Source organism: Scytonema millei VB511283, from assembly GCF_000817735.3.
Taxonomy (GTDB): Bacteria; Cyanobacteriota; Cyanobacteriia; order Cyanobacteriales; family Chroococcidiopsidaceae; genus Chroococcidiopsis; species Chroococcidiopsis millei_B.
This window is the reverse complement of record NZ_JTJC03000007.1, coordinates 25,136-48,638: the sequence shown is the minus strand read 5'-3', so window position 1 is coordinate 48,638 and position 23,503 is coordinate 25,136. Positions and strand designations below refer to the sequence as shown.

The following is a 23,503-nucleotide window of genomic DNA, read 5'->3' as shown; positions in this document are numbered from 1 at the left end:
CAACTGTCAACCTACTTCGATACTTCGCTTTTCTCTTTAGTCTCTGTAGGTACGATCGCTTCAGGAGAGTCCTCAACATTGCGCTTGGAAAAGCCCCAGAGAAATAACAGCGCGATCGCGGTTATCATTAACCATTCTGGGGGTACTAAAGCATCGTTAGCTACCCGCAGCAACAATCGCAAGCCTACCAAGGCAACGGTAATGTATCCGGCATCTTCTAAATGGGTAAATTCATCTAACCAGCGAATGAATAAACCTGCCATGAATCGAAGGGTGATAATACCAACAGTAGCCCCCGTCAGTACCAGCCAGCGTTCTTGAGAAACGGCGATCGCTGTAGTGACGCTATCGAGGGAAAATGCCAAATCTGTGAAGGCGATGATGGGGATAGCTTGCCAAAGCGCTTGAAATCGAGGTCCGTGGTGCAGGTGGTCTTCGTCTTCTGCTGAGGTAAAGTGTTGAAATACTAACCATAGCAGGTAAAGCGCCCCCAGTAGCTCGAACTGCCAGTATTGCTGTACCCAAGTTGCTGTCAAGATTAAGGCAATCCGCAGCACGAAGGCAACTACCAAGCCGAGATTGAGCGCTTGACGTTCGAGTTTTTTATTTTCTAGTCCTTGGGCGATCGCGGCTAGGGCGATCGCATTATCAGCCGAGAGTACCGCTTCTAAAAAGATCAATATGGTTAAGACTGCGGCGGTTTCAATGCTGGCGTGATACGGGGAATTTAGTATTTCGTCTATCATTAACAGTTTTTAAACCTGAAGACCCTACAGATACAGCTTGTCAAAATATGACTCTTCCATTCAGCTTAACCTGTTGAGCGGGAGAGAGGGAGAGTAGGCTAGGCGTTGCGATCGCCTGAAATCGCGTTCTCATAGCGGTTTTCAATTGGGTAAAATACACGTCCGTAGGGGCGCACAGCCGTGCGCCCCTACCCGTGTCACGCACACAATCGAAAATTGCTATCAACAGGATAATTCACAGCAAGCTTTGTTCCATCTACAACTTTCACGATCGCAAATAGTGATGGAGCTATCTGACTACAATTGTCGAATACGGGTAGTTGCCCATCTTAACGAAAATCAAAACAATTTCGGGCAAATCTGCATTCAGAATGGTTTTTAGTAGCAATAACGATGAGCACGATCGCTATGTCACAAATCACGATTGAATCCATCCTGCAAGAAAAGCGTTTATTTCAACCGCCAGCAGAATTTTCACAAAAAGCTCATATCAAAAGCTTTGATGAATACGAAGAACTCTATAACAAAGCCAAAGCCAATCCACAGCAATTTTGGGCTGAACTAGCGGAAAAAGAATTGCATTGGTTCCAAAAATGGGACACGGTGTTAGATTGGCAACCGCCTTTTGCGAAATGGTTTGTCGGTGGCAAAATAAATATTTCTTACAATTGTCTCGATCGCCACCTGACCACTTGGCGTAAGAATAAAGCTGCTTTGATCTGGGAAGGCGAACCAGGTGATTCTCGCACCCTCACCTACGCGCAGCTACATCGGGAAGTCTGTAAATTTGCCAATGTTCTCAAACAGTTGGGGGTAAAAAAAGGCGATCTTGTCGGGATCTATATGCCAATGATCCCTGAAGCCGCGATCGCCATGTTAGCTTGTGCCAGAATTGGCGCACCTCACAGCGTTGTCTTTGGTGGTTTCAGCGCCGAAGCCTTGCGCGATCGCTTGAACGATGCCCAAGCTAAGTTAGTCGTCACAGCCGATGGCGGTTGGCGTAAAGATGCGATCGTTCCCCTTAAAGATCAAGTCGATAAAGCTTTAGCTGACAATGCCGTCCCCACAGTCGAAAACGTCCTCGTTGTCAAGCGTACAGGACAAGAAGTTCACATGGAAGCAGGACGCGATCGCTGGTGGCACGATTTAGAAAAAGGTGCATCAGCAGATTGTCCCGCCGAACCGATGGACAGCGAAGATATGCTGTTTGTCCTCTACACTTCTGGTAGCACGGGTAAACCGAAGGGTGTCGTCCACACAACCGCAGGTTACAACCTCTACACCCACATGACAACCAAATGGATCTTCGATCTGCAAGATACTGATGTCTACTGGTGTACGGCGGATGTGGGTTGGATTACCGGACATAGTTACATCGTCTACGGTCCCCTATCTAACGGTGCAACTACACTGATGTATGAAGGTGCGCCGCGTCCGTCTAATCCTGGGTGTATGTGGGACGTAATTGAAAAATACGGCGTGAATATTTTCTACACCGCACCTACGGCGATTCGCGCCTTTATTAGAATGGGCGAAGACTTGCCCAAAGCCAAAAATCTCTCTTCCCTACGCTTGCTGGGAACGGTAGGCGAACCGATCAATCCTGAAGCCTGGATGTGGTATCAGCGCGTTATTGGAGGCGATCGCTGTCCGATTGTCGATACTTGGTGGCAAACGGAAACTGGGGGTATTATGATTACGCCCTTACCAGGGGCAATTCCTACTAAACCTGGTTCGGCGACTCGTCCTTTCCCAGGAATCTTAGCTGACGTAGTGGATTTAGAAGGCAACCCCGTAGGCGATTATAACGGTGGTTATTTAGTCGTGCGTCACCCTTGGCCTGGAATGATGCGGACAGTCTACAACGATCCCGATCGCTTCCGCCGCACCTATTGGGAACACATTCCCCCCAAAGATGGACAGTACGTCTATTTTGCTGGAGACGGGGCAAGACGAGATGAAAATGGTTATTACTGGGTGATGGGTCGTGTCGATGACGTGATCAACGTAGCCGGACACCGTTTGGGGACGATGGAAGTTGAATCAGCTTTGGTGTCTCATCCAGCGGTAGCTGAAGCCGCCGTCGTGAGTAAGCCAGATGAGGTGAAAGGAGAAGAAATCGTTGCCTTTGTCACCCTAGAAGGAACGATAACACCCAGCGAGGCTTTAAATAAAGAACTCAAGCAGCACGTTGTGAATGAAATTGGGGCGATCGCGCGTCCTGGAGAAATTCGCTTTACCGACTCTTTACCCAAAACCCGTTCGGGGAAAATCATGCGACGGTTACTCCGTTCTCTAGCCGCAGGTGAAGAAGTTTCTGGCGATACTTCGACTTTGGAAGATCGTAGCGTGTTGGATAAATTGCGGGAAGGCGCTTAATTACATTTTTTCTTCGGATGTGCGATCGCTTCATTATCGAAGGGCGATCGCACTTTCGTACACAAAAGTCTTTTGATATAAATCTGTTTTGTTTAGGAGTGAATAAATGAAGCAACTATCAAATGACAAAGATTTACAAGAGATTTTTGACTTGTTAGGATATCTGTTAGAAAAAGAAGAACGTCAGCTAAAAGAAAATTGGATTTTACATGAAGCGACAGGCATGAGTAAATATGAGGAATGGAGTTTTATCAGTTTTTCCATACTTTTAATGATTTGTCTTGTCAGCTTAATTTTACTAATAAAAAACATTAAATATTTATCGCCATCAATTGTAAATATTTGGCAAAGTATTCTGCTAATAGTATTTATTTTTAGTTTAATCCCCGGAGGAGTTGCAATAGTTATTAAAATCTATAAATTATGGAGATTATCAAGAGAAACAACTAGAGATTATGTTAGAAGAGTCGGAAAAGATACTGCATTTACTCGTAGTGCAGCTAGAAAAATTAGAGAAATCATTGACACTAACACGAATTATCAAAACATAGAACATATTAAGCTTCACATAAAATACTTAATCGATGAAATGGAAAGCAAAGAAGCAATTTCAATTAGTTTTGCACCTATTCTTTCTTTTATCGCAGTGTCGTTTTTCGTTTACAATTTGGGAATTTCTTTTGATAGAATAGCGATACTTTATTTAACTGGAGGTGGAGCAATAATTATTTTACTAAATCAATTACTTCAGTTCCGATCTAAGTTGATTTTTAGATCGCAAATTATTAAATTGAAAAGAAGTTTATCTATTTTAGAACAAGCACAAATCGTATTTAATAAATAATCGCAATATAAATTCCATATTCTTTTAATAAATTGGTTTGCAAAAGAATAGTTTATATCTTGATGTAGAGCAGAATTGTTATTTGCATCAACTAAACATCCTCCGATCGAGGCTTTTCGGATCGCGGCTAGAGACGAAATTATCTAAATTTTCGTCTGATTCTAGGCGACCTTCAACTAAGTTAATAATGCGATCGGCAACATCTAAAATACTATTATCGTGAGTCACAATTAAAATCGTGCAGCTCTGTTCCTTGGCAAGTTTTTGCATCAACATCACGACTTCGCGCCCCGATTTTTTATCTAAAGCAGCAGTAGGTTCGTCTGCTAAAATTAATTGCGGTTGATTGACTAAAGCACGGGCGATCGCAACTCTTTGTTTTTGTCCTCCCGATAGAGCATTGGGTTTGTAATCTACGCGATTTGCTAACCCCAACTGGCTCAACATCTCTACTGCTAATTTGCGCTTTTCTCGCCAGTTATTTGTTAACTCCACTGCCATTTCTACATTTTGCGAAGCAGTGAGAGATTCAAATAAATTGTGTGCTTGGAAGATAAAGCCAATATTGCGCCGCACTTCTACCAATTGAGATTTGTTGAGTCCGACTAATTCTTTATCCAATACTTGCAAATTACCTTCATGAGCCGAGCGCAAGGCTCCAATTAAACTCAAAAGCGTTGTTTTACCCGAACCCGATGGACCAGTCATAATCACGATTTGTCCTTTGGGTAAATCGAGGTTAATGTCGTACAATACCTGGGTACGTAGATCGCCTTGCCCGAAATAGTAATTGAGCTGGCGAATTATAACAGCACATTTATCTGTCATAAGCTGTCACGTATAGCAGCGAGTCGGGAGGAGCCAGTCGCTTGCGGAGGACAGTTGCGTGCGGGGGTTTCCCCCGTTGAGCAAACTGTCCGGTGGGGTTCCCCCCGTTGTGCGAACTGGCGTTCGGGAGTCGGCAATAGAAAAATTTTGACTTTTGACTTTTAACTTTTGACTTACTTATTTTTCTCACGAACCAAATACCTCCGCCGGATCTGTCGCTTGAACTTTACGCACGGCGATCGCGCCCGAAATCAAACACATAATAAAGGTAGCAATCAGAATATTAATTGCTCGTCCCCAAGTCATTTGCATTAACAAACCTGTAGAACTAGCTGTTAAACTATACAGTCCCAAACTGATAAAAAATCCTGGGACAAAACCAAAAAAGACTAGAATCACTGATTCCTGCAACACAATTCCTAACAAGTGGAAATTAGAATAACCGATCGCTTTGAGCGTGGCATATTCTGCCCAATGTTCCGCCACATCTGTATATAAAATTTGATAAACCAAGATAATCCCAACGAAAAATCCCATTGTTGTGAGTAGAGAAAATACAAAGCCAATTGCTGTATTCTCTTGCCAGTAGCTTAATTCTTTTTGCACGAACTCGGCTTTCGTCCACACGGCGACATCTTGCGGTAATTGCTGGCGTAGTGCAGATGCGATCGCATCGACATCGGCATTTTCCGCCACTTTTAACAGTCCGATATCGACAGTATTGAGCGTGCGGCTGTCTTCCTCTGGAGCCAAATTAGCAAAATAGCGTAAGAAATTTTGGTCGCTGATAACAACATTGCCATTTCCAGAAGCAAAGTCTGTTCCCAGACTGAAAGTTCCTACCAATCGAATCTGCTGTTCTGAGAGTTCGGTAACTGTACCAGGCGCGATCGGTCCCACCTCCGATCGCGATTGGTCGTCAATTAGTGCCGTCCAAGGTAGCTTCAACGCCTCCCGATTTTGTAAAATTCCAGGCAGAGGTAATACAGGGTCATCAGGATTGAAAGCAATGACTCGCAATGGTCGGATGGTTTTCGTTTCAGAATTTTTCCAATCGCCTGTAGTTGTATAAAAAGGATAGGCAGCAACTACACCCTCAAAATTTTGTGCTTGGTAAAGTCGTCTGCGGGCAAATTGCTCTGGTACAAACATATTGTATTTGAGCCGATTGACGATCAGAATTTCTCCATTCAGCCGTTTGAGCAGTTGTACTTGGCTGTCGTACAAAGCATTTTCAAACCCTTGAAAGATAAACATCAACAACACGGCAAAAGACACCCCTGCAACTGCAGTCAGCAAGCGGCGCTTTTCGTGAGTCAAATTGAACCAAGCTAAAGGAGTGTGACGGGGGGGAAGCATAACTGAAATAAGTCGTAAGTCGTAAGTCGTAAGTCGTAAGTAACAACACTAACCACTCTTTACTGATAACTGATAACTGATAACTGATAACTGATAACTGATAACTGATTAAAAGACTTCGGCGGGGTCGGCGTTGATGACTTTTTGCAGGGAAACTATGCCGGAGATGGTACACATGAGGATCGTTAATAGCAGCACCAAGATAGCGCGTCCGAATTCCATTGCGATTGGTAAACCGCCGCTAGTGGCTTTTAAGGTGAGATCGTATAGACCGAGGGAGATGGCGAAGCCTGGAATGTAACCTAGAAGAGCAAGAATAATTGCTTCTTGAATGACGATCGCGCACAGAACTCGGCTGCGATAACCCATTGCTTTGAGGGTGGCGTATTGCCGTAAGTGGCTGGAAACATCGGTATAGAGGATTTGATAGACGATGACGACACCGACAATACAGGAGACAATTACCCCCATGCCAAAGATAAAGCCTGTGGATGTTGCTCCAATCCAGTAGGCGCGATCGCGGTCGATGATTTCTGCTTTCGTAATCACTTCGACATCTTTGGGCAAAATTCGCCGCAAGTCCTTGACAACTAGATTGAGATCTGCATCCGATCGCAGTTTCACCAGTCCTAAACTGACGCGGTTGAGCGGAAAGGGATCGAAATAGCGGCGAAAGTTTTGATCGCTCATTATTAACGTCCCATCAGCAGCAAATCCACCGCCGAAGGTGTATTGCCCGCCAATTGTGACTTTTCTGCCAATTCCTCTCGATCTGGCTTCTGTCGTCGTGCCAATTTTTTGCGTCCCGTATTCAGGGCGAGAAAGGCGATCGTACAGGACGGTATCTGGACGTAGAAGCGCGGCTCGATTTGCCGGAGAATCCAATTCTGGAATCAAAAACACCGGATCGCTGGGGTTAATGCCAAAGGCAAAGATCGCCCGACTCAGGCGAGTTTCGGGGTTGCGCCATTGGAGATAACCTAAATAAAGTGGCATGGCTCTTTCTACGCCGTTAACTCCGCGTGCTTGATAGATCCGCTCGATCGCAAAGGGTTTGGTACTGCTAATTTCTAAAGCTAGGGGCGATCGCAGATAGATATCGGCATTAATTTGCTCGTACATTTGGCTGGCAGATTTTGCCAGAGAACCCAAAAAACCCAAGTTCATAAATACGAGAATGACCGCAAACGCAACTCCAGCGATCGCCACAACTAACCGCGTTTTTTCGTGTACCAAATTCAACCAGGCGATCGGAGTCCTCATTTCACGTCTATTTTCACGTCTACCTGTAAATTGGTCAGAGCTGCTACTGTTTGACTATCATCCAAAAGCACTCTCACCTCTACCACCCGTGCATCGGCATTAGCCGCCGGATCGTCATCGAGAACGTTATTTTTAAAGATCTGCCAGCCAATTTCCGAAACTTCTCCGGTTATGGGTTTAGCGAAAGCACCGTTACGACTGGTAATCGTTGCCTTTTGCCCGACTTTTACCAACCCCACATCAGATTCATACACCTCAGCTACGGCATACATCCGGCGGGTATCTCCCATTTCCACGATGCCATCATCGGCGATCGCCTCCCCAGGATAAGCAAAAACTCGTAAAATTCTTCCAGTTCTGGGGGCGCGGATAATTGTCCGCTGCAAACGTGCTTCGGCTAATTTCAGATTTTGTGCTGCCGATCTCGCTGCAACTTGGACTTGAGATAACGGTAAATTTGCTTGCTCTGACTTCAGTTGAGCTTCCGCGTTGCCTAAATTCGCTTTCACGGCATTTTCTAGCCGAATTAAGGATGCTTTGGCGTTGTTGAGTTGTTCCTGCAAGCTGCGCGTTTGACTGACTTGCCGATCTAATTCTTGCTTGGCGATCGCTCCTTCTTGATAAAGGTTTTGGTTGCGTTGCAAGTCAGTTTGTGCTAAAGCTAGCTCTGCTTCTAACTGGCGGACGGTCGCTCTTTGCGCCTCGACTTCAAAAGTCCCGGGGCGATCGACTTGTTGAATTCGCGTTTGAGCTTCTTGAACTTGGGCTTGAGCGTATGCAGTCGTTGCTTTTAGCCTCTCCCGCGCTTCAGCTAATTGACTAGCAGCATAATTTCTTTCCGCCAGCCTCTCATCGTAACTTTCTAAATAAGCAATAACCGCCCCTATCTTGACCAAATCACCCCGCGAGACTAATAGTTTGCCAATTCGCTCGCCCCCAGGACCGCTGACGCGAATTGCTTCCCCTTGCGGTTCTAGTCGTCCAAGGGCAACAACTGTTACCTTTTGAGGTAGAGGTGCAGGAGTCTGAGATGCTGTTGGTTTGTTTTGCTCGGAATTTCTCAACTGAGTGACTCCGATACCAATTAAACCGATCGCGATCGCTCCCGCAGTCACACCTATAATCCAACCCCGTTTGGGTTTTAACTCCTTGAAAATCATAATCTCGACATCCGCCGATGTAATTTGTTTTAGCGTTTCCTCTTGACTACCTCAACAGTGACAACAACCTCTCTTATCGAGCTAATCGCCATGCTACTACCGGAATACTTCGCAGTCCATTATTTCTGACTCGTAGTTTATAATTTGTCATTTGTCATTTGTTAGTGGTGCGTGGCGCGTGGCGCGTGGCGCGTGGTAAATTTTGAATTTTGAATTTTAACGTCTCCCCCTTGTCCCCACACCCTACACCCTACACCCCACACCCCGTTTCATGTTCCAAACCACTCGTCGCCGATTAGCGCTTTGGTATACAGCCGTTACTGCTATCCTACTGCTCCTATTTGCCAGTGGGATGTATTGGTACGTCCGCAATACCCTGATCGAACGGATTGACGATACCTTAAATCATGTCGTAGAAGTTGTTGGGCGATCGCTGGTCATCGAACCAATTTCTCCAGAAAGCGGACAGCGGTTAAATATTGAAGCTTCTTTTCGAGATAATGCCGATACAGTCGATGACGATCGCATCGATTTAGAATGGTTTAGCCCTACTGGAGAACTACTCTGGTCAACCTTTACGGAACCTTTAGATATTCCCTTACATCCCAACCGCACGGGTGAAACTGTTCAAATTAGCCACCATCAAGATGTAGAAACTCCCTCACTCCTCACTCCTCACTCCTCACTCCTCCTCAGACAAGTTACCGAAAGAATCCAAATTGGAAGACAAGTTTTAGGATATTTGCGCGTCAGTCATCCTTGGTTTGAAGTTACTAAACCAAGTCAAAAACTCGCTTTTGATTTAATTTTGGGAATTGGATTGATGCTCGTTTCCGTAGCGCTTTGCGGTTGGTTTCTGTCGGGAAAAGCGATGGAACCCGTCAAAGATTCTTACCAACGCCTGAAACAATTTACCGCTGATGCTTCCCATGAATTGAGAAGCCCCATCGCCTTAATTCAAACTAACGTCCAAGTCGCTTTAGCAGAATTAGATTCAGCCGGAGGGCAAGGCGCAGGATCTTTAAAATACGGACAACAATTAAAAGTAGTAGAACGATTAACTAAACGCCTCGGTCGTCTTGTCGATGACTTATTATTTCTAGCGCGTCAAGATAGCGGGATCGTTCAACCACAATTTTCTGCCTGTCCTTTAGATGCACTGTTAATGGAAGTAGTAGAAGAACAGCAATTCGCCGCAGCAGAAAAGAAGATCAAAATTTTCCTAGATTTAACCGCACCAACGGAGACAGAAACCGAAGACGATTGGTTTACTCTCCAGGGGGACTGGAATCAACTAGCACGATTATTTACCAACTTGATTGGTAATGCTATACATTACACCCCAGAAGATGGCGAAATTCGGGTCGAGCTACAACATATTACGACTAACAAAGAACTTTTTTCCTCGCCCCTTCTGTACGGGCGCACAGCTGTGCGCCCCTACCATTCGCTCCTCTCTTCTCGCCTCCAAGTCAAAGTCGAAGACACGGGGATTGGTATTCCCGAAACTGCTTTACCTCACTTATTCGATCGCTTTTATCGCGTCGATCCTGCGCGTACCCACACGACAGCATCACAAGGAGTACAAGCATCAACAGGTTCGGGATTGGGTTTAGCAATTGCGGCTGCGATTGTTGCCAACCATCAAGGACAAATTACTGCCGAAAGTACCCTCGGACAAGGTACGATTTTTACCGTCACGCTACCCGCGAGTGGTGATGCGTAAGTCAAGCGTGAGAAAAATTTTATCTCTTGGCTTCACAGTTTATTCACTTTCTCGTCCTATTTTTGAGACAAGAACAGCTTGGAGGACAGATTCATGAGCGACCTAGAGCAGAACGTCTTCAACGTACTCCAACGTCATCCTTTCTGTAGTGCTGTACTAGTTGCTTACAAGCTTGAGTTACCTATAGCTAAAGTTCAAGCTACCATGAACCAACTCACAGATCGTGGCATTCTCATTCCACAGTGCAGCAACCATAACTCGTTTCGATAATCTTGTCTCGATCGCATAGCAGCGATCGCTTCCGTATTTTTGCGATCGGTGAAAGTACGTGCAGATAATTTCTTAACTGTGAAAGTTGTAAAAGTTTGGCACGATCGCGATCGCTTTTAAGATTTTTTCGATCGAATTTAAGTTATGCTTTTTCAAGCTCCTGTAGCTGTAGCTTATATTTGCGAGTTGTTCGGATCGCTTCATTATTTTTTGTAATTATTCTCAATTTACTCTCCTACTAGGTAAAACTTTGCCCAATGCAAGAAACTAGGAAGAAATTCAATATACTTATCCGAAATTTTACTTAATATTTATAATCATGGGACACAATATAAAAATTCCGTAAATCCTCAATAAGTGTGTAGTATAAAAGAAGACTAATTAATATAGGTTGGTTTGCTAAACAGTCATAATAATCAATGGTTTTTATTAAATGTCAGACTCAACTGCGATCGCGCAGCATATTTTTATAGCCGTATATTCGGTGGCTAGAAACTGAATTCTAACTTACAGAACTCAACTGTAGCCAAGCTAACAACACAAAGTAACTCAAATAATTAAGCAATCAACTATTAGTTGGATTTTCCTAGAGTAAATATCTATATATATCACTGTACGCTCTCATAGTAGAAAGTTCATTCAAACTTTCTACTACGGGTGCATTATGAGTAAACAATAAGTGGAAACCCAGAATGGAGACTAAACACCATCTTCAGAAATTGTTAACTGAGAGCAACAGTCCTCAAAGTCAGTCTTTACCTTTGGCATCTAAAGCGCAGCTAGAAGAAGGTGATGAAGGTGGTTTAAACATAGGAAAGCTAATTGCCGCAGTTCAAAGAAGAATGCTTGTAGTTGCGAGTGTAGCAACCACAGTTGCAGCTGCGGCAGTAGTTTATGGTTTACTAAGTAAACCAGTCTATGAAGCCAAGTTTGATTTACTGCTCGAACCTATAACTGCTGAGAATAAGCTGTCGATATCTCCTCTCAACGAAATCAAAACCGAACAAAGAAGCGTCAACGAAACTGAAATTAAGGTATTACAGAGTCCTAAAATTATGACTCCTGTTGCCAAGCAAGTATTAACGCAGTATCCAAATGCCGACCTGACAAAGCTTAAGTTTGAACGACTGCCGAATACTAATATTATTTCAGTAACTTACCGAGATCCAAATCCAGAAAAAATTAAGTACGTACTGGATCTGCTTTCTAAAGCTTATTTAGTTTATAGCTTAGAGGAGCGTCGGTCTGACGTGCGGATGGGACTTCAATTTATAGAAGAACAGTTACCAAAATTACGTCAACAAGTTGAATCTTTACAAGAAAGGCTCCAAACTTTCCGACAAAAACATGACTTAATCGATACTGAAGGGCAAGGCAAACAACTTGCCGATCGACTGAATCTAATTACGCAGCAACAACGAGAAACGCAGACTCAATTAGCCAGAACTCGCGCCCTCTATAATGCGTTACAACAGCAGTTACAAATGCGATCGCCAGAAGCAGCAGTCGTCACGGCTTTGAGTGAAGCACCCCGCTATCAAGCGTTGTTAAACGAACTCCAAAAGATTCAAACCAAGATTGCTGTTACAGCAGCGCAATATCGGGAAGATAGTCCTACAGTTCAGGCACTGCGATCGCAGGAACGAAATTTACTTCCCTTAGTAGAACAGGAAAGAAGGGCAATCTTAGGCAAGAACATACGTGTATCGAATCAGCTGCCAGCCTTTGCCTCTACCAATACTATTCGCCAGCAACAGACACAGCAAATATTAGAGGCGGCTAACCAGATTCAAACTTTAGAGGCAGAGAATAAAGCGCTGGCTCAAGCCGATATGGTATTAAGGCAGCAGGTGAAGCAATTTCCCGCACTGGCACGCCAGAATGACGATCTCATAGGGCAACTAAAAATTGCTTCCGAAAACTTAAATCAGTTTTTAACTAAGCGCGAAGCATTACGCATAGATTTGGCACAAAAACAAGTGCCTTGGCAGCTGATCACTCCTCCTACCGACCCTGTAACTTCTTCGTTGAGCCTGAAACGTAATTTAATGTTAGGGGCAGTTATGGGTTTATTGACGGGTATTGCAGTGGCATTGCTGATCGAAAAATTCAGCAATGTGATTCATACGCCTGAAGAAGTAAAAGATTTAACCCGATTGCCGCTACTGGGAGAAATTCCCCTGAAAAAAGACGCTAGTTCGGTTCAAGCTGGCGTTACCGAACTCGTAAAATCTATCAATCCGATCGCAAAATCGAGCCAACAAAAATCACAAACGCAACAGCAAACTATGGCTCAGTTTTGGGAATCTTTGCGCTCTTTGTACACGAATATCCGCTTTCTGGGTTTTGATAAGCCGATCCGGTCTTTGGCTGTCATTTCTGCTGCTGCGGAAGAAGGAAAATCTACAGTGGCACTCCATTTAGCTCAAACAGCCGCCATGATGGGGCAGAGAGTGCTATTAGTGGATGCAGATCTACGCAATCCTAACATTCACAAACGCTTAGGTTTAAGTAACACCGTTGGCTTAAGTAATGTCATCGTGAATGACATCAATTTTCAAGATGTGTTGCATCGAGTCAATTGCGAACCAGTAGCAGTTAAGAATAGCGATCGCGCCGAACTATCACTCAGCAAGACATCGTTAGAAGTTGAGAGTTTGTATGTTTTAACAGCCGGACAAATTCCCCCCAATCCTGCCCATTTGCTCTCATCTCAAAAGATGCAAAACCTAGCAAAACAGTTTGAATCTGCTTTCGACCTGATCGTATACGATACATCCCCACTATTAGGACTTGCAGATAGCAATCTCCTCTCTGCTCATATAGATGCAAGTCTTTTAGTTGTAGGTATGGGCAAAGCTCATCGTTCGGCGCTGGCAAAGGCATTAGAAAGCTTAAAAATTGTCGGTAGCCCTGTGATTGGTGCAGTTGCTAACGGAGTGACGACGGGCTACAAGAGCGCCTACTATTAGTGTGAGAACGCAGAAGTCGTAGGGGCGGGTTTGTTGCTAATGTCTGTAATAGAATAAATCATTTTACAATTAAACCCGCCCGTTCAGTCGTAGGGGCGGGTTTGTTGCCAATAGTTTGCACTAGAACAAATCATTTTGCAATTAAACCTGCCCGTATTGGTTGTTGAGACAAAAATGTAGCAGTTCTAATTTGATTACAATAAATTTGTAGGGGCGCACGGCCGTGCGCCCCTATATGTGTTGCCCTATATGTGTTGTCTGTTGCGTGTTTCGGCAATAAATGTCTAATTCGATCGCATTGTCTACTATTGCTGCCATTGCCACTGCGGTAGTACCGCAACAGGGTAGCGTAGGTATTGTTAGGGTCTCGGGAAATGAAGCGATCGCGATCGCGCGTCGTTTATTTCATACCCCCGGAAAACAAATTTGGGAAAGCCACCACATTCTCTACGGCTACATTCGCCATCCCCAAACACAGCAACTTGTGGATGAGGCGTTATTGCTCATCATGCAGGCTCCACGTTCCTATACCCGCGAAGATGTCGTTGAGTTTCACTGTCATGGTGGGATTATGGCAGTACAGCAGGTGTTGCAATTGTGTTTGGAAGGAGGAGCAAAACTAGCGCAGCCAGGAGAGTTTACTCTCAGAGCATTTTTAAACGGACGCTTAGACTTAACCCAAGCCGAAAGTATAGCCGATTTGGTCGGGGCGCGATCGCCGCAAGCAGCGCAGACGGCTTTGGCAGGTATACAGGGAAAATTAGCTCACCCAATTCGTCAATTACGAACGAAATGTTTGGATGTCCTAGCAGAAATTGAGGCAAGAATTGACTTTGAGGAGGATCTACCACCATTGGATGAAACACTAGTTCGAGCAGAACTAGCCCAAATTGGGGTAGAAGTCAGCAAAATTCTGGCTACAGCCGATCGAGGCGAATTATTACGCACGGGATTAAAAGTGGCAATTGTCGGTCGTCCGAATGTGGGAAAATCGAGTTTGTTGAATGCCTGGAGTCGTAGCGATCGCGCTATTGTCACCGATTTACCTGGTACGACTCGCGATGTGGTCGAGTCTCAACTCATCGTGGGAGGAATTCCGATTCAGGTATTAGATACAGCCGGAATTCGCGCTACGGAAGATCGAGTCGAGAAAATGGGAGTCGAGCGATCGCTTTCTAGCGCTGAAGCCGCCGATTTAATTTTATTGACAATTGATGCAGCAGCGGGATGGACTCAGGCGGATGAGGAAATTTACCTTCAGGTAAAACACCGTCCGTTAATTTTAGTTATTAATAAAATCGATCTTGCTGCGGTGGAAACAGTGAATTATCCAGCCGAAATCAGTCAGGTCGTGACAACGGCTGCTGCTTGCGATCGCGGTATAGATGCTTTAGAGCAAGCAATTTTGGCAAAGGTGCGATCGGGAAAGGTAGATTCTGCCAATCTAGATTTAGCAATTAACCAACGTCAAGCCGCCGCGCTGATCGGAGCGCAAACTTGCTTAGAACAGGTACGAGAGGCGATCGAACAGCAGTTACCTTTAGATTTTTGGACGATCGATCTACGCGGTGCAATTCAAGCACTAGGAGAAATTACTGGTGAAGAAGTCACAGAGTCAGTCCTAGATCGGATTTTCAGCCAGTTTTGTATCGGAAAATGAATAAAAGAATTCCTCATTTTTGACTTGATTTCTGTACGGGCGGGTTTAACCGCAAAATTATTTATTCTAGTGTAGGTATCTTCACAAAACCCGCCCCTGCGACTTTTGACTTTTTCATCTCGGTCTTCCCAACGTAGTGATATAAAGTACGGCTTCGTCAGTTGGAATGCCAAGAACTTCGTTAACGCGATCGTCAAAAAAGCCACCGATACCGCTCACACCTAAGTTGAGACGAATAGCGGCTAAATTCAGTTTTTGTCCCAAATGTCCTGCATCCATATGTAGATAGCGATAAACGCGATCGCCATAGCGTGCTACAGCTTTTTTCAGGTCTGCGGTGTGAAAGAGAACGGCGGCTGCATCTCGACCGAGTTCTTGTCCTAAGCAGAGGAAGTGCAGTTCGCGGCGAAAGTTTTTAAATCGAATTTGCCGCAGTTCTTGGGCTTTTGGTGCGTAGTAGTAGCAACCGTCTTCTAAGCCTGTAACACCAGATACGGCGATAAATGTTTCAATTAAGCTTAAGTCGAAATAGTCTGGAGTGCCATCAAATCCTCGCTCGACGTAATGCTGAGGTTGATAGGTGAAATCTAACAAGACCCTTAACTCATCTATCGTGAGTTCAGCCCCAGTGTAAGCACGGGTGGAACGGCGTTCGAGTATGGTCGTTTCCAACCCGACTAAATCTACTCCCCAATCTATCGGGTTAGTATTAGTTGAAACTTTCAAACAAAAAGGAAAGTTGTATTTATCTTCTAAATCAACGACTTCCTCTTGCTCTAGGCTTTTTGCTGCTGGTATTTCGTCTATTTGCGTTGCTTGATGGCAGTAAGCCAGTAGTTCGCCGTCGGGAATTTCGGGATACTCAGCTTGGGTAGCAGATGGTAAGGCTGTGCAACTGAACGGTAATTTGAGGGGTAATTGTTGTGCTGCCAAATCTACTAATGGGATGACCGCGATCGCTCCTTCCTGTTCTGGATCGAGATACAGAAATTGGTTAACAGCTGCATCAATAAATCCACCCGCTAAGTAGGGACGAAAGTTAGTCAAAGCGCCAGCTAATTCAATATTACCTAGCAGATGTCCGGTATCCAAAAATATCCGACGATAGGCGCGGTCTTGGTAGCGCCAAGCCGAGCGGTAGAATATAGCTGTGGCGATCAGTGCAATTTCGCTACTTTCTAGAGCTGGATGTTGAAAACAGGCTGCTTGCAGGTCGCTCCAAACCTCGCTTTCCCAAAACTGAGTGAGAGAATGAGTCAGCGGGTTATAGTTGTAAAGTCCGGCTGGAATGAGTGGCGTACCGCGAGAAATTAGATAAACTTCGGCTGGATATAAGCCACCAGCCGAGGGAGCAGAGCGGAGATAGAGCGGTTGCCCCATCATAGTGGGAACTTTGGCAGTGATCCCGTAGCTATATAGTAAAAGATGAGACAATCGCTGCCACCAAGCAATCCCTGGAATGACTGCTGAAGCCTCTGCATCTGCTTGCAGATAGGGCTTGAGATCGAAAACCGTACCGATCTTATACTCTTTAAATGGCGACGGTTGCTTCGACCAATCCAATCCCTGACTTTTAGCGGCAATTGTCTCAGGGTCGTATTTCGTGCGTTCGTGGTAGTATTGGGCGATCGATCCGTACTGTTCTGGCATAGCCATCTGGCAGAAGTTTTCCTTTCTTCAATCTTTGCACTCCAAGGGGCGATCGCATTCATTCCAGCGTATTAGTTTAGTGACTGCGCAAAATCGTGGCGATCGCTTTCATATAACATAGCTATGATGCGGCTATGCTGGGCGATCGCTGGCTATTATCCGCGAAAAAAGTATAAATTATGACTTTAAGCTATGACTTTAATTTTAACGAACGATGATGGAATCGACGCGCCAGGAATTCGGGCGTTGCAGAAAGCTGTAACTGGTTACAAAGTTATCGTAGCTGCACCTAGAGATCATCTATCTGGTTGCGGGCATCAAGTCACCACAACTCAAGCAATCCACGTCCATCGTCGCAGTGAAACCGAGTATGCGATCGCCGGAACTCCAGCCGATTGTACCCGCATAGCCACTACATATATCTGTCAAGATGTCAAGTTTGTGCTTTCTGGGATCAACGCTGGGGGTAACATGGGGGCTGACGTCTACATTTCTGGAACTGTCGCAGCCGTTAGGGAAGCAGCATTTCAAGGAATTCCTGGGGTGGCAGTTTCCCACTACCGCAAAGGCAAACGCAATGTAGATTGGGACACTGCGGCAAGATGGACGGCGAAAGTATTAGCCGATTTACTGCATCGTCCGCCAGAACCAGGCACGTTTTGGAACGTGAATTTACCGCACTTGCTACCAGGAGATCCCGATCCAGAAGTCGTGTTTTGCGAACCTTCAACTCAACCCTTGCCAGTCAATTATCGGATCGAAGGAGATAACTTTTATTATGCCGGGGAATATGCCCAGCGCGATCGCGCTCCTGGTACAGATGTCGATGTTTGTTTTTCCGGCAAAATCGCCGTAACTCTATTGAGGCTTTAAGAGTTTTATCCACTTAAGACTGAACCCATTACCATTCCACCGATTAGACTGGAAGAAGTTTCAGACAGGTACATGAGCGATCCCCATTCATTTCAGGAAAATCCATCTAGCGATCTTACGACTTCACAGCAATCGGAGCGATCGCCCGGGAAATCTGCCCCACCGCTAGCAATGGTGGAAACAGCTTTTCTGGCTAGTACAGCCAGCTTGATCTATTTCATTAATTTTTATTTTCCCCTCGGTCCCCTGCTACGAATTTTCTTTGCGATCCCTGTAGCGATCGTCTATTTACGATGGAGTGCGCGGGCGGGATGGATGGCGGCTGGAGTTTCTGGGTTGCTGCTAGCAGTGTTGATGGGTCCAATTCCCAGTTTGCTGTATGTTATGCCCTATGGGGTGATGGGAGTATTATTAGGTGCTGCTTGGCGGCGGCAATCGCCCTGGATTGTCTCAGTTGCTTTAGGAACTCTTTTAGGCGCGATCGGTTTCTTCTTTCGCTTTTGGTTAATGTCAATTTGGTCGGGTCGCGATCTCTGGGTTTATCTGATTGTAGAAGTCACGGAGTTGGCAGAGTGGATCTTTGACAAGCTGGGACTGTTGCTACAACCAAGTATGCTGGTGATTCAAGTCTTAGCGCTAGCACTAGTTTTAGTCAGCAATTTAGTTTATTTATTTGTCGTTCACCTCGTGGCTTGGTTACTCCTCGATCGCCTTGGCAACCCAATTCCCCGTCCGCCCCGCTGGGTACAGGTTTTAATGGACTATGAGTAATAAGTCGTAAGTCGTAAGTCAGAATTAACTGCTCCCTGCTCCCTGATAACTGTGATAACTGTGGCAATCCGAATTTACACCCAATTAAAACAAGGGCAAGCGTGGATAGAACGATATCGGGGTGGTTCTCCCGCGTTTGCTTGTGTTTTGGGGTTTACGGCGACAGGCTTAATTCCCGGGATCTCCGCCGCTGGTCTGACTCCTGAAGATCGACAATATACGGCGATCGCGGATGCTGAATTTTTAGCAAGCGGTCCCCAACCTCAGCCGCAGAATGCCTTACCTCCCTTGCCTGCGGGGGCTTCTCCTGTGGCGATCTCTCGTGCTGTTGTGGAGGAATTGAATATTCCTCTCTATTTATTTAATGCTGGGTTGCCCCAACCGCCAACCGTACCGACAATCAATTTGGGCGGGACTCCTGCTAAGTGTTTGAGTCAAGGGGATGCATTGCCACTAGCAACGGTAAAACATTTACTGGAACAAGGTTTAGTTTGGGGAGAACGTCTTGGTAAGAGTTCCCACGACTACTTAATTATTGGCGAGTGTGTCGTGGGTGGAACCACAACTGCACTCGCTATTTTAACTGGTTTGGGTGTTGATGCTGTTGGTAAGGTAAACAGCAGCCATCCGATTTGCAACCATACCCAAAAATGGGAGTTAGTCCAAGCAGGGTTGCAGCGTGCTGGACTGTGGGAACAGATACCTGTAGCAGATCCTGCCATACTCGTAGCAGCGGTGGGAGACCCGATGCAAATTGTTGTCGCTGGAATAGCGATCGCTGCTAGTCGCACAAAAGGGGTTATCTTGGCTGGTGGTACGCAAATGCTAGCTGTTTATGCCTTAATGCAATCTGTAGTCAAGGCGTACCATATTAATTGGCATCCCGAAGCTGTTGTTGTAGGAACGACTCGCTGGGTAGCGGAAGATCCGACGGGGAAAACAGTTGAACTCGCTGCCAGTATAGATACTGTAACGCTTTTGTCAACTGAGCTTAGTTTTGCAACTTCCAGATATACTCAACTTCGCGCTTACGAGCAAGGTTACGTAAAAGAAGGTATGGGCGCAGGTGGTTGCGCGATCGCCTCCTCCCTCACTGCTGGCTGGAACCAAACTCAACTCCTACAAGCGATCGAAGCATTGATGGCAAGAATGAACTATAACATTGGTTGACAGTTGACGGTTAACTGTTAACTGTCAACCAATTAGTGAATTCTCCGTGCTAGCAATTGCTCCTCTAAGGCAGCTATCCGATTGTAGGCTGCGGTTAGTTGTGCTGTGAGCCGCTGAATTTGAATTTCGGGCGCTAATTCCTTTTCGCCACTGTGGAGATGGGTATCTAACTCGTTGCTATCTAATAGCACGTCTTTGTGTTCCATCACCGATCTGGAAGCGCTATAGCTATTATTTCCATAGCGTCCGTTAGCTTCTCCCATCACATCTGTTGGCGCTGATGTTGGAGTTAAACGACACTCTGTGAGCGCGGAAGAGACTTGACTGTTGAGTTGATCGACTACCTGATAAAGGGTATCGACTTTATTACTCAAGATCAGGACTTGTTTTTGAAGTGGTTCCATTGAATACCCTCTATGCCTGCCTTTACTGATTCTTATATGCTATGCAACAATTGGGCAAAGTTTACTCTACTTATCAATCATTTAACTTTTGACAAAATTGCTTTTAAAGCGATAGCTTTCTCAGAATATTTACATAAAAGTAAATACTAATTGGTAGTGTTATTCTCGCTAATATGTATTTAGTTTAAGCATAAAAGAGGATTTAAGGAGGGCGATCGCTGTAATGCTACATTTTTCTCAATTTCAGCCTCAAATTGTCAATATTCCAGGTAGCAATCTATTTAATCGACCAAGAAAAAATTCACAATTCATCTAGAGCAGTCACAGCAATCAATGTACTCAATGTATTAACTTAGAAGTTTTAGTTTAGCCACAAGCATAAGTCTTCTATCCAAGGGAAGATATTGAGAACGTAACGCATTATACTGAGAAAAAAATGCTAAATTTTCAAGAATTTTTTACTGTTTGCGTGGGTAAATGGAAAATCGAACGAACTTATCATTATCTACTGGCAGGGCAGGTAGAAAAGTCGTATACCGAATATGATGTATCTACTCTAGAAATAGCGCAAAAACAGCAAATTCTCTCTATTTCTGCCTTAAATGGAATTAAAGTCGATTTAGCAAGAGTTGACGCAAATAGTTCATTACCAGGATTTGCGATCGCCTTTAACACTCGTTCGGAAACAGGGGAAACTCTATCAATGAGCCTGCAAGCTTTATTCGTACCCGATACCTGCGTTACCTCAGATACGGTAATTCAGGAAATTCCGCCACCAACAGCCGCCGCAGTTGATTCGACAGCAGAAACGATTCGGGGTTTTTATTTACGAGATGAAGGCTATTCCGAAGCAGGGGCGATCGCCGGACGTTTCACTTACCAACCCACGCGCCAAACTCTAGAAATGACAACCTACTACAAGCGTTCTGTAGCAGTGGATCAGATGCGCATTGTCACCCCCGATTTACGCTTGCGTACCATCATTACCTACCAACGCCCTGCCAATATAGAAGAACCACCTAGTATTATCGATTTGGTTGGTTTCGGGGTGGAACGGAAGCAACCAGCTTAAGGAAATGGATCGTAGGTCGTTTTTATTCGGTACGGGAACGCTATTACTCAGTCAGTTACTCGCAGGGTGTAACACCCAAGAACGAGCCAAACTGCGCGTGCAATTACTCAAAGGTTCGCTTCCCAATCAAGTTTTACAGAAATTTCGGACAAAGATGCAACAGACTGCTAGTCTAGAATTCGCCTCAGTGGAACAACTGAGTAGCCTATTCGATCGCTTGCAGGCTTGGCAACAAAACAGCCAAAAGCCAATAGAGGAAGATTGGCGATCGCAACTTCCCCTACCTTCATGGCTCAAACCGCAAAATCCCAACCCAGCTAACTTAGTCACTGTGGGCGACTACTGGCTTGCAGCAGCAATTAGACAAAATCTAATTCAACCCCTAGATCCGGCACAACTATCTCAATGGTCGCAGCTACCGAATCGATGGCAAGAATTAGTTAGGCGCAACAAAGCAGGACAATTTGACGCAAAAGGCAATGTTTGGGCTGCTCCCTACCGTTGGGGTTATACTGTCATTGCTTACAATCGAGATAAATTCCAGTCTTTAAACTGGAAACCGCAAGACTGGGGCGATTTATGGCGAGAAGAACTGCGCGATCGCATCTCCCTCCCAAACCATCCCCGCGAAGTCATCGGCTTAACGCTTAAATACCTGGGCAAATCTTACAACACGGAAAACCCGAGCCAAGTCCCAGATTTAACCGCCCAGTTGAATCGCCTCCAGCCGCAGGTCAAACTTTACAGTTCAGATACTTATTTGCAGCCATTAATTTTGGGAGATACGTGGTTAGCAGTAGGCTGGTCAAACGACATCATACCTGTGATGCAACGCCACCGTCAGATTGCGGCGATCGTTCCGCAGTCTGGAACTTCACTGTGGGCAGATCTCTGGGTAAATCCGATACAGGCAAACAGCGATCGCGCTTTAGAATACCAATGGATTGATTTTTGCTGGCAACCCCAGATCGCTCGACAAATTCTCCTCTTAGGTAAGACAAACTCACCGATTCCCCCCCAGATCGATCCCGACAATATTCAACCAGAACTTCGCCCTCTTTTAGTCCCAAATGAAAATATTCTGGACAAGAGCGACTTTTTACGCCCCCTAACTCCAGAAGCAATTCAGCAGTATCAAGCTTTGTGGCGAGAAATGAGGCAGAAGTCGTAAAGTCAAAAATCAAAAGTCGGGAGTCGGTAGGGGCGGGTTTTGAGCCGAAATGTCTAGTTCTAGCAGTCAAAATGTTTGCTAAACCCGCCCGTACAGGAGTCGGGAGTCGGGGAAGAGAGCTTCAGGTGCAGGGGAGCAGTTCTAGCCACCAGCCACTAGTCACTGCTCACTCCTAAACAAAGCATCAGCCACACGACAAACATCATGCATTTCTTTGACATCGTGGACGCGCACAATATCTGCACCATTGGCGATCGCCCCGCAACAAGCTGCTGCCGTTCCCCAGACTCGTGCTTTTGGGTCGGGTTGCTCTAAAATATGACCGATGAAACTTTTACGCGATGCTCCGACTAATATGGGGCAATTGAGAGCGCGAAATTCTGATAGACGACGCAGAATTTCGATACTTTGATGGTATTTCTTGGCAAAACCAATCCCAGGATCGATAATAATTCGATCTGAGTTTATTCCAGAGGCGATCGCCTTTGCCACGCGACTTTCAAGAAACTGATAGATCTCCTCAATCAAATCCTCGTAATCCGTCAGTTGTTGCATTGTTTGCGGCGTACCGCGCATGTGCATGAGTACAATTGGTACGCCCAGTTTTGCCACCGTAGCCAGCATTTCGGGGTCAAACACTCCCCCAGAAATATCGTTAACTATATCTGCTCCCGAGGCGATCGCCGCCCTAGCTACAGCCGCTCTAGTCGTATCTACAGAGATCGGCACGGAAATCGCAGGACGCAACAATTGCACTACCGATAGTACCCGCTCTAATTCTTCGGCTACAGGCACTTCTACCGCCCCCGGACGGGTTGACTGCCCGCCAATATCAATAATATCTGCACCCGCAACTACGAGACGCTGCGCTTGCTCCAAAGCGTCGCTGGGGTTATTAAACTCACCCCCATCGCTAAAACTATCAGGCGTGACATTCAGCACCCCCATAATATAGGTACGTTTGCCCCACTCAAAAGTGCGATCGCGAATCACCAAAGAATTGTGAACAACCATTTTCGCTGAAAAATTTTTGAGGAACGCCCCTACAAACCACGGAAACCCTTCCTATCTTCGCGCCTTTGCGTCTTTGCGTGACATTAATCTGGTCAATTACAACCCAAACTTTAGGTTAGGGCGGGTTTAACCGCAAAAATGTTTGTTTATCGTACAGTCATCCTCAAAAAA

General features: G+C 45.4%; 21 protein-coding genes. 12 read left to right on the top strand and 9 right to left on the bottom strand.

From position 1 onward, the window contains the following. Positions 1-11: 11 nt before the first annotated feature. Positions 12-746 carry a TerC family protein gene (locus tag QH73_RS21445; protein WP_039716237.1) on the bottom strand — a complete coding sequence of 245 codons (735 nt, stop codon included), beginning with the start codon at positions 744-746 and terminating at the stop codon, positions 12-14. Between the two features lie 40 nt (positions 747-786). Further along, on the bottom strand, positions 787-972 hold the full coding sequence (locus QH73_RS21440) for a hypothetical protein (RefSeq protein ID WP_165587758.1): 186 nt from the start codon (positions 970-972) through the stop codon (positions 787-789). 182 nt (positions 973-1,154) lie between these two features. Here QH73_RS21440 and acs point away from each other — a divergent pair, with 182 nt between their 5' ends. Continuing rightward, positions 1,155-3,125 carry an acetate--CoA ligase gene (gene acs / locus QH73_RS21435; RefSeq protein WP_039717601.1) on the top strand — a complete coding sequence of 657 codons (1,971 nt, stop codon included), beginning with the start codon at positions 1,155-1,157 and terminating at the stop codon, positions 3,123-3,125. 106 nt (positions 3,126-3,231) lie between these two features. Beyond that, positions 3,232-3,969 carry a hypothetical protein gene (locus tag QH73_RS21430; protein WP_039716238.1) on the top strand — a complete coding sequence of 246 codons (738 nt, stop codon included), beginning with the start codon at positions 3,232-3,234 and terminating at the stop codon, positions 3,967-3,969. Between the two features lie 87 nt (positions 3,970-4,056). On the opposite strand, the gene QH73_RS21425 is transcribed toward QH73_RS21430, so the two are convergent. The 4 genes from QH73_RS21425 to QH73_RS21410 form a co-directional block, all read right to left on the bottom strand. After that, entirely contained in the window at positions 4,057-4,797 is a 741-nt protein-coding gene (locus QH73_RS21425) for an ATP-binding cassette domain-containing protein (RefSeq protein WP_039716239.1), read from the bottom strand. 186 nt (positions 4,798-4,983) lie between these two features. Then, the gene (gene devC / locus QH73_RS21420; RefSeq protein WP_039716240.1) at positions 4,984-6,156 is read right to left on the bottom strand and encodes an ABC transporter permease DevC; all 1,173 of its coding nucleotides are present in this window, start codon (positions 6,154-6,156) and stop codon (positions 4,984-4,986) included. 108 nt (positions 6,157-6,264) lie between these two features. Further along, the gene (gene devC, locus QH73_RS21415; RefSeq protein ID WP_039716241.1) at positions 6,265-7,419 is read right to left on the bottom strand and encodes an ABC transporter permease DevC; all 1,155 of its coding nucleotides are present in this window, start codon (positions 7,417-7,419) and stop codon (positions 6,265-6,267) included. Beyond that, positions 7,416-8,579, bottom strand: coding sequence for an HlyD family efflux transporter periplasmic adaptor subunit (locus QH73_RS21410; RefSeq protein WP_039716242.1), 1,164 nt, complete (start codon positions 8,577-8,579; stop codon positions 7,416-7,418). The genes devC (QH73_RS21415) and QH73_RS21410 overlap by 4 nt, the downstream gene beginning before the upstream one ends. Before the next feature lie 271 nt (positions 8,580-8,850). Between QH73_RS21410 and QH73_RS21405 the strand changes: the two genes are divergently transcribed. The 4 genes from QH73_RS21405 (at position 8,851) to mnmE (ending at position 15,207) form a co-directional block, all read left to right on the top strand. After that, positions 8,851-10,305, top strand: a complete 1,455-nt coding sequence (locus QH73_RS21405) for a sensor histidine kinase (protein ID WP_039716243.1) — start codon at positions 8,851-8,853, stop codon at positions 10,303-10,305. Between the two features lie 93 nt (positions 10,306-10,398). Beyond that, positions 10,399-10,575: a hypothetical protein gene (locus QH73_RS21400; protein WP_165587757.1), complete on the top strand. Its 177-nt coding sequence runs from the start codon at positions 10,399-10,401 to the stop codon at positions 10,573-10,575. A gap of 692 nt (positions 10,576-11,267) precedes the next feature. Continuing rightward, complete coding sequence (locus QH73_RS21395) at positions 11,268-13,547, top strand: GumC family protein (RefSeq protein WP_052290127.1); 2,280 nt, start codon at positions 11,268-11,270, stop codon at positions 13,545-13,547. Between the two features lie 280 nt (positions 13,548-13,827). After that, positions 13,828-15,207 carry a tRNA uridine-5-carboxymethylaminomethyl(34) synthesis GTPase MnmE gene (mnmE, locus tag QH73_RS21390; protein ID WP_039716244.1) on the top strand — a complete coding sequence of 460 codons (1,380 nt, stop codon included), beginning with the start codon at positions 13,828-13,830 and terminating at the stop codon, positions 15,205-15,207. A 114-nt stretch (positions 15,208-15,321) separates the two neighbouring features. Here mnmE and QH73_RS21385 read toward each other — a convergent pair whose 3' ends face one another. Then, positions 15,322-16,857, bottom strand: coding sequence for a SagB/ThcOx family dehydrogenase (locus QH73_RS21385; protein ID WP_039717603.1), 1,536 nt, complete (start codon positions 16,855-16,857; stop codon positions 15,322-15,324). 192 nt (positions 16,858-17,049) lie between these two features. Between QH73_RS21385 and surE the strand changes: the two genes are divergently transcribed. The 3 genes from surE (at position 17,050) to cobT (ending at position 19,671) form a co-directional block, all read left to right on the top strand. Then, positions 17,050-17,730 carry a 5'/3'-nucleotidase SurE gene (gene surE / locus QH73_RS21380; RefSeq protein WP_039716245.1) on the top strand — a complete coding sequence of 227 codons (681 nt, stop codon included), beginning with the start codon at positions 17,050-17,052 and terminating at the stop codon, positions 17,728-17,730. A gap of 72 nt (positions 17,731-17,802) precedes the next feature. Continuing rightward, positions 17,803-18,501, top strand: a complete 699-nt coding sequence (locus QH73_RS21375) for a DUF2232 domain-containing protein (protein WP_052290128.1) — start codon at positions 17,803-17,805, stop codon at positions 18,499-18,501. A gap of 51 nt (positions 18,502-18,552) precedes the next feature. Continuing rightward, the gene (cobT, locus tag QH73_RS21370) at positions 18,553-19,671 is read left to right on the top strand and encodes a nicotinate mononucleotide-dependent phosphoribosyltransferase CobT (protein WP_374189051.1); all 1,119 of its coding nucleotides are present in this window, start codon (positions 18,553-18,555) and stop codon (positions 19,669-19,671) included. Positions 19,672-19,703: 32 nt separating this feature from the next. Here the strand turns inward: cobT and QH73_RS21365 are convergent, their stop codons facing one another. Continuing rightward, positions 19,704-20,075: a hypothetical protein gene (locus QH73_RS21365; protein ID WP_039716248.1), complete on the bottom strand. Its 372-nt coding sequence runs from the start codon at positions 20,073-20,075 to the stop codon at positions 19,704-19,706. Positions 20,076-20,511: 436 nt separating this feature from the next. On the opposite strand from QH73_RS21365, the gene QH73_RS21360 reads away from it, so the two are divergent. The 3 genes from QH73_RS21360 to QH73_RS21350 are packed head-to-tail and all read left to right on the top strand — an operon-like array spanning position 20,512 to position 22,494. After that, complete coding sequence (locus QH73_RS21360) at positions 20,512-21,147, top strand: phycobiliprotein lyase (RefSeq protein ID WP_039716249.1); 636 nt, start codon at positions 20,512-20,514, stop codon at positions 21,145-21,147. Between the two features lie 4 nt (positions 21,148-21,151). Beyond that, on the top strand, positions 21,152-22,318 hold the full coding sequence (locus tag QH73_RS21355) for an extracellular solute-binding protein (RefSeq protein WP_039716250.1): 1,167 nt from the start codon (positions 21,152-21,154) through the stop codon (positions 22,316-22,318). Then, the gene (locus QH73_RS21350) at positions 22,291-22,494 is read left to right on the top strand and encodes a hypothetical protein (RefSeq protein ID WP_132867454.1); all 204 of its coding nucleotides are present in this window, start codon (positions 22,291-22,293) and stop codon (positions 22,492-22,494) included. The genes QH73_RS21355 and QH73_RS21350 overlap by 28 nt, the downstream gene beginning before the upstream one ends. On the opposite strand, the gene folP is transcribed toward QH73_RS21350, so the two are convergent. Continuing rightward, the gene (folP, locus tag QH73_RS21345; protein ID WP_039716251.1) at positions 22,478-23,332 is read right to left on the bottom strand and encodes a dihydropteroate synthase; all 855 of its coding nucleotides are present in this window, start codon (positions 23,330-23,332) and stop codon (positions 22,478-22,480) included. The genes QH73_RS21350 and folP overlap by 17 nt on opposite strands. Between the last annotated feature and the right edge of the window lie 171 nt (positions 23,333-23,503).

Bases quoted from the DNA above. Each gene is read 5' to 3' on its own strand.
- QH73_RS21385 (WP_039717603.1), bottom strand. From the start codon at position 16,857: ATGCCAGAACAGTACGGATCGATCGCCCAATACTACCACGAACGCACG.
- acs (WP_039717601.1), top strand. From the start codon at position 1,155: ATGTCACAAATCACGATTGAATCCATCCTGCAAGAAAAGCGTTTATTT.
- QH73_RS21405 (WP_039716243.1), top strand. From the start codon at position 8,851: ATGTTCCAAACCACTCGTCGCCGATTAGCGCTTTGGTATACAGCCGTT.
- QH73_RS21395 (WP_052290127.1), top strand. From the start codon at position 11,268: ATGGAGACTAAACACCATCTTCAGAAATTGTTAACTGAGAGCAACAGT.
- QH73_RS21365 (WP_039716248.1), bottom strand. From the start codon at position 20,075: ATGGAACCACTTCAAAAACAAGTCCTGATCTTGAGTAATAAAGTCGAT.
- surE (WP_039716245.1), top strand. From the start codon at position 17,050: ATGACTTTAATTTTAACGAACGATGATGGAATCGACGCGCCAGGAATT.
- QH73_RS21425 (WP_039716239.1), bottom strand. From the start codon at position 4,797: ATGACAGATAAATGTGCTGTTATAATTCGCCAGCTCAATTACTATTTC.
- QH73_RS21355 (WP_039716250.1), top strand. From the start codon at position 21,152: ATGGATCGTAGGTCGTTTTTATTCGGTACGGGAACGCTATTACTCAGT.
- QH73_RS21430 (WP_039716238.1), top strand. From the start codon at position 3,232: ATGAAGCAACTATCAAATGACAAAGATTTACAAGAGATTTTTGACTTG.
- QH73_RS21410 (WP_039716242.1), bottom strand. From the start codon at position 8,579: ATGATTTTCAAGGAGTTAAAACCCAAACGGGGTTGGATTATAGGTGTG.
- folP (WP_039716251.1), bottom strand. From the start codon at position 23,332: ATGGTTGTTCACAATTCTTTGGTGATTCGCGATCGCACTTTTGAGTGG.
- mnmE (WP_039716244.1), top strand. From the start codon at position 13,828: ATGTCTAATTCGATCGCATTGTCTACTATTGCTGCCATTGCCACTGCG.
- QH73_RS21445 (WP_039716237.1), bottom strand. From the start codon at position 746: ATGATAGACGAAATACTAAATTCCCCGTATCACGCCAGCATTGAAACC.
- QH73_RS21360 (WP_039716249.1), top strand. From the start codon at position 20,512: ATGCTAAATTTTCAAGAATTTTTTACTGTTTGCGTGGGTAAATGGAAA.
- devC (WP_039716240.1), bottom strand. From the start codon at position 6,156: ATGCTTCCCCCCCGTCACACTCCTTTAGCTTGGTTCAATTTGACTCAC.
- devC (WP_039716241.1), bottom strand. From the start codon at position 7,419: ATGAGGACTCCGATCGCCTGGTTGAATTTGGTACACGAAAAAACGCGG.
- QH73_RS21375 (WP_052290128.1), top strand. From the start codon at position 17,803: ATGAGCGATCCCCATTCATTTCAGGAAAATCCATCTAGCGATCTTACG.
- QH73_RS21400 (WP_165587757.1), top strand. From the start codon at position 10,399: ATGAGCGACCTAGAGCAGAACGTCTTCAACGTACTCCAACGTCATCCT.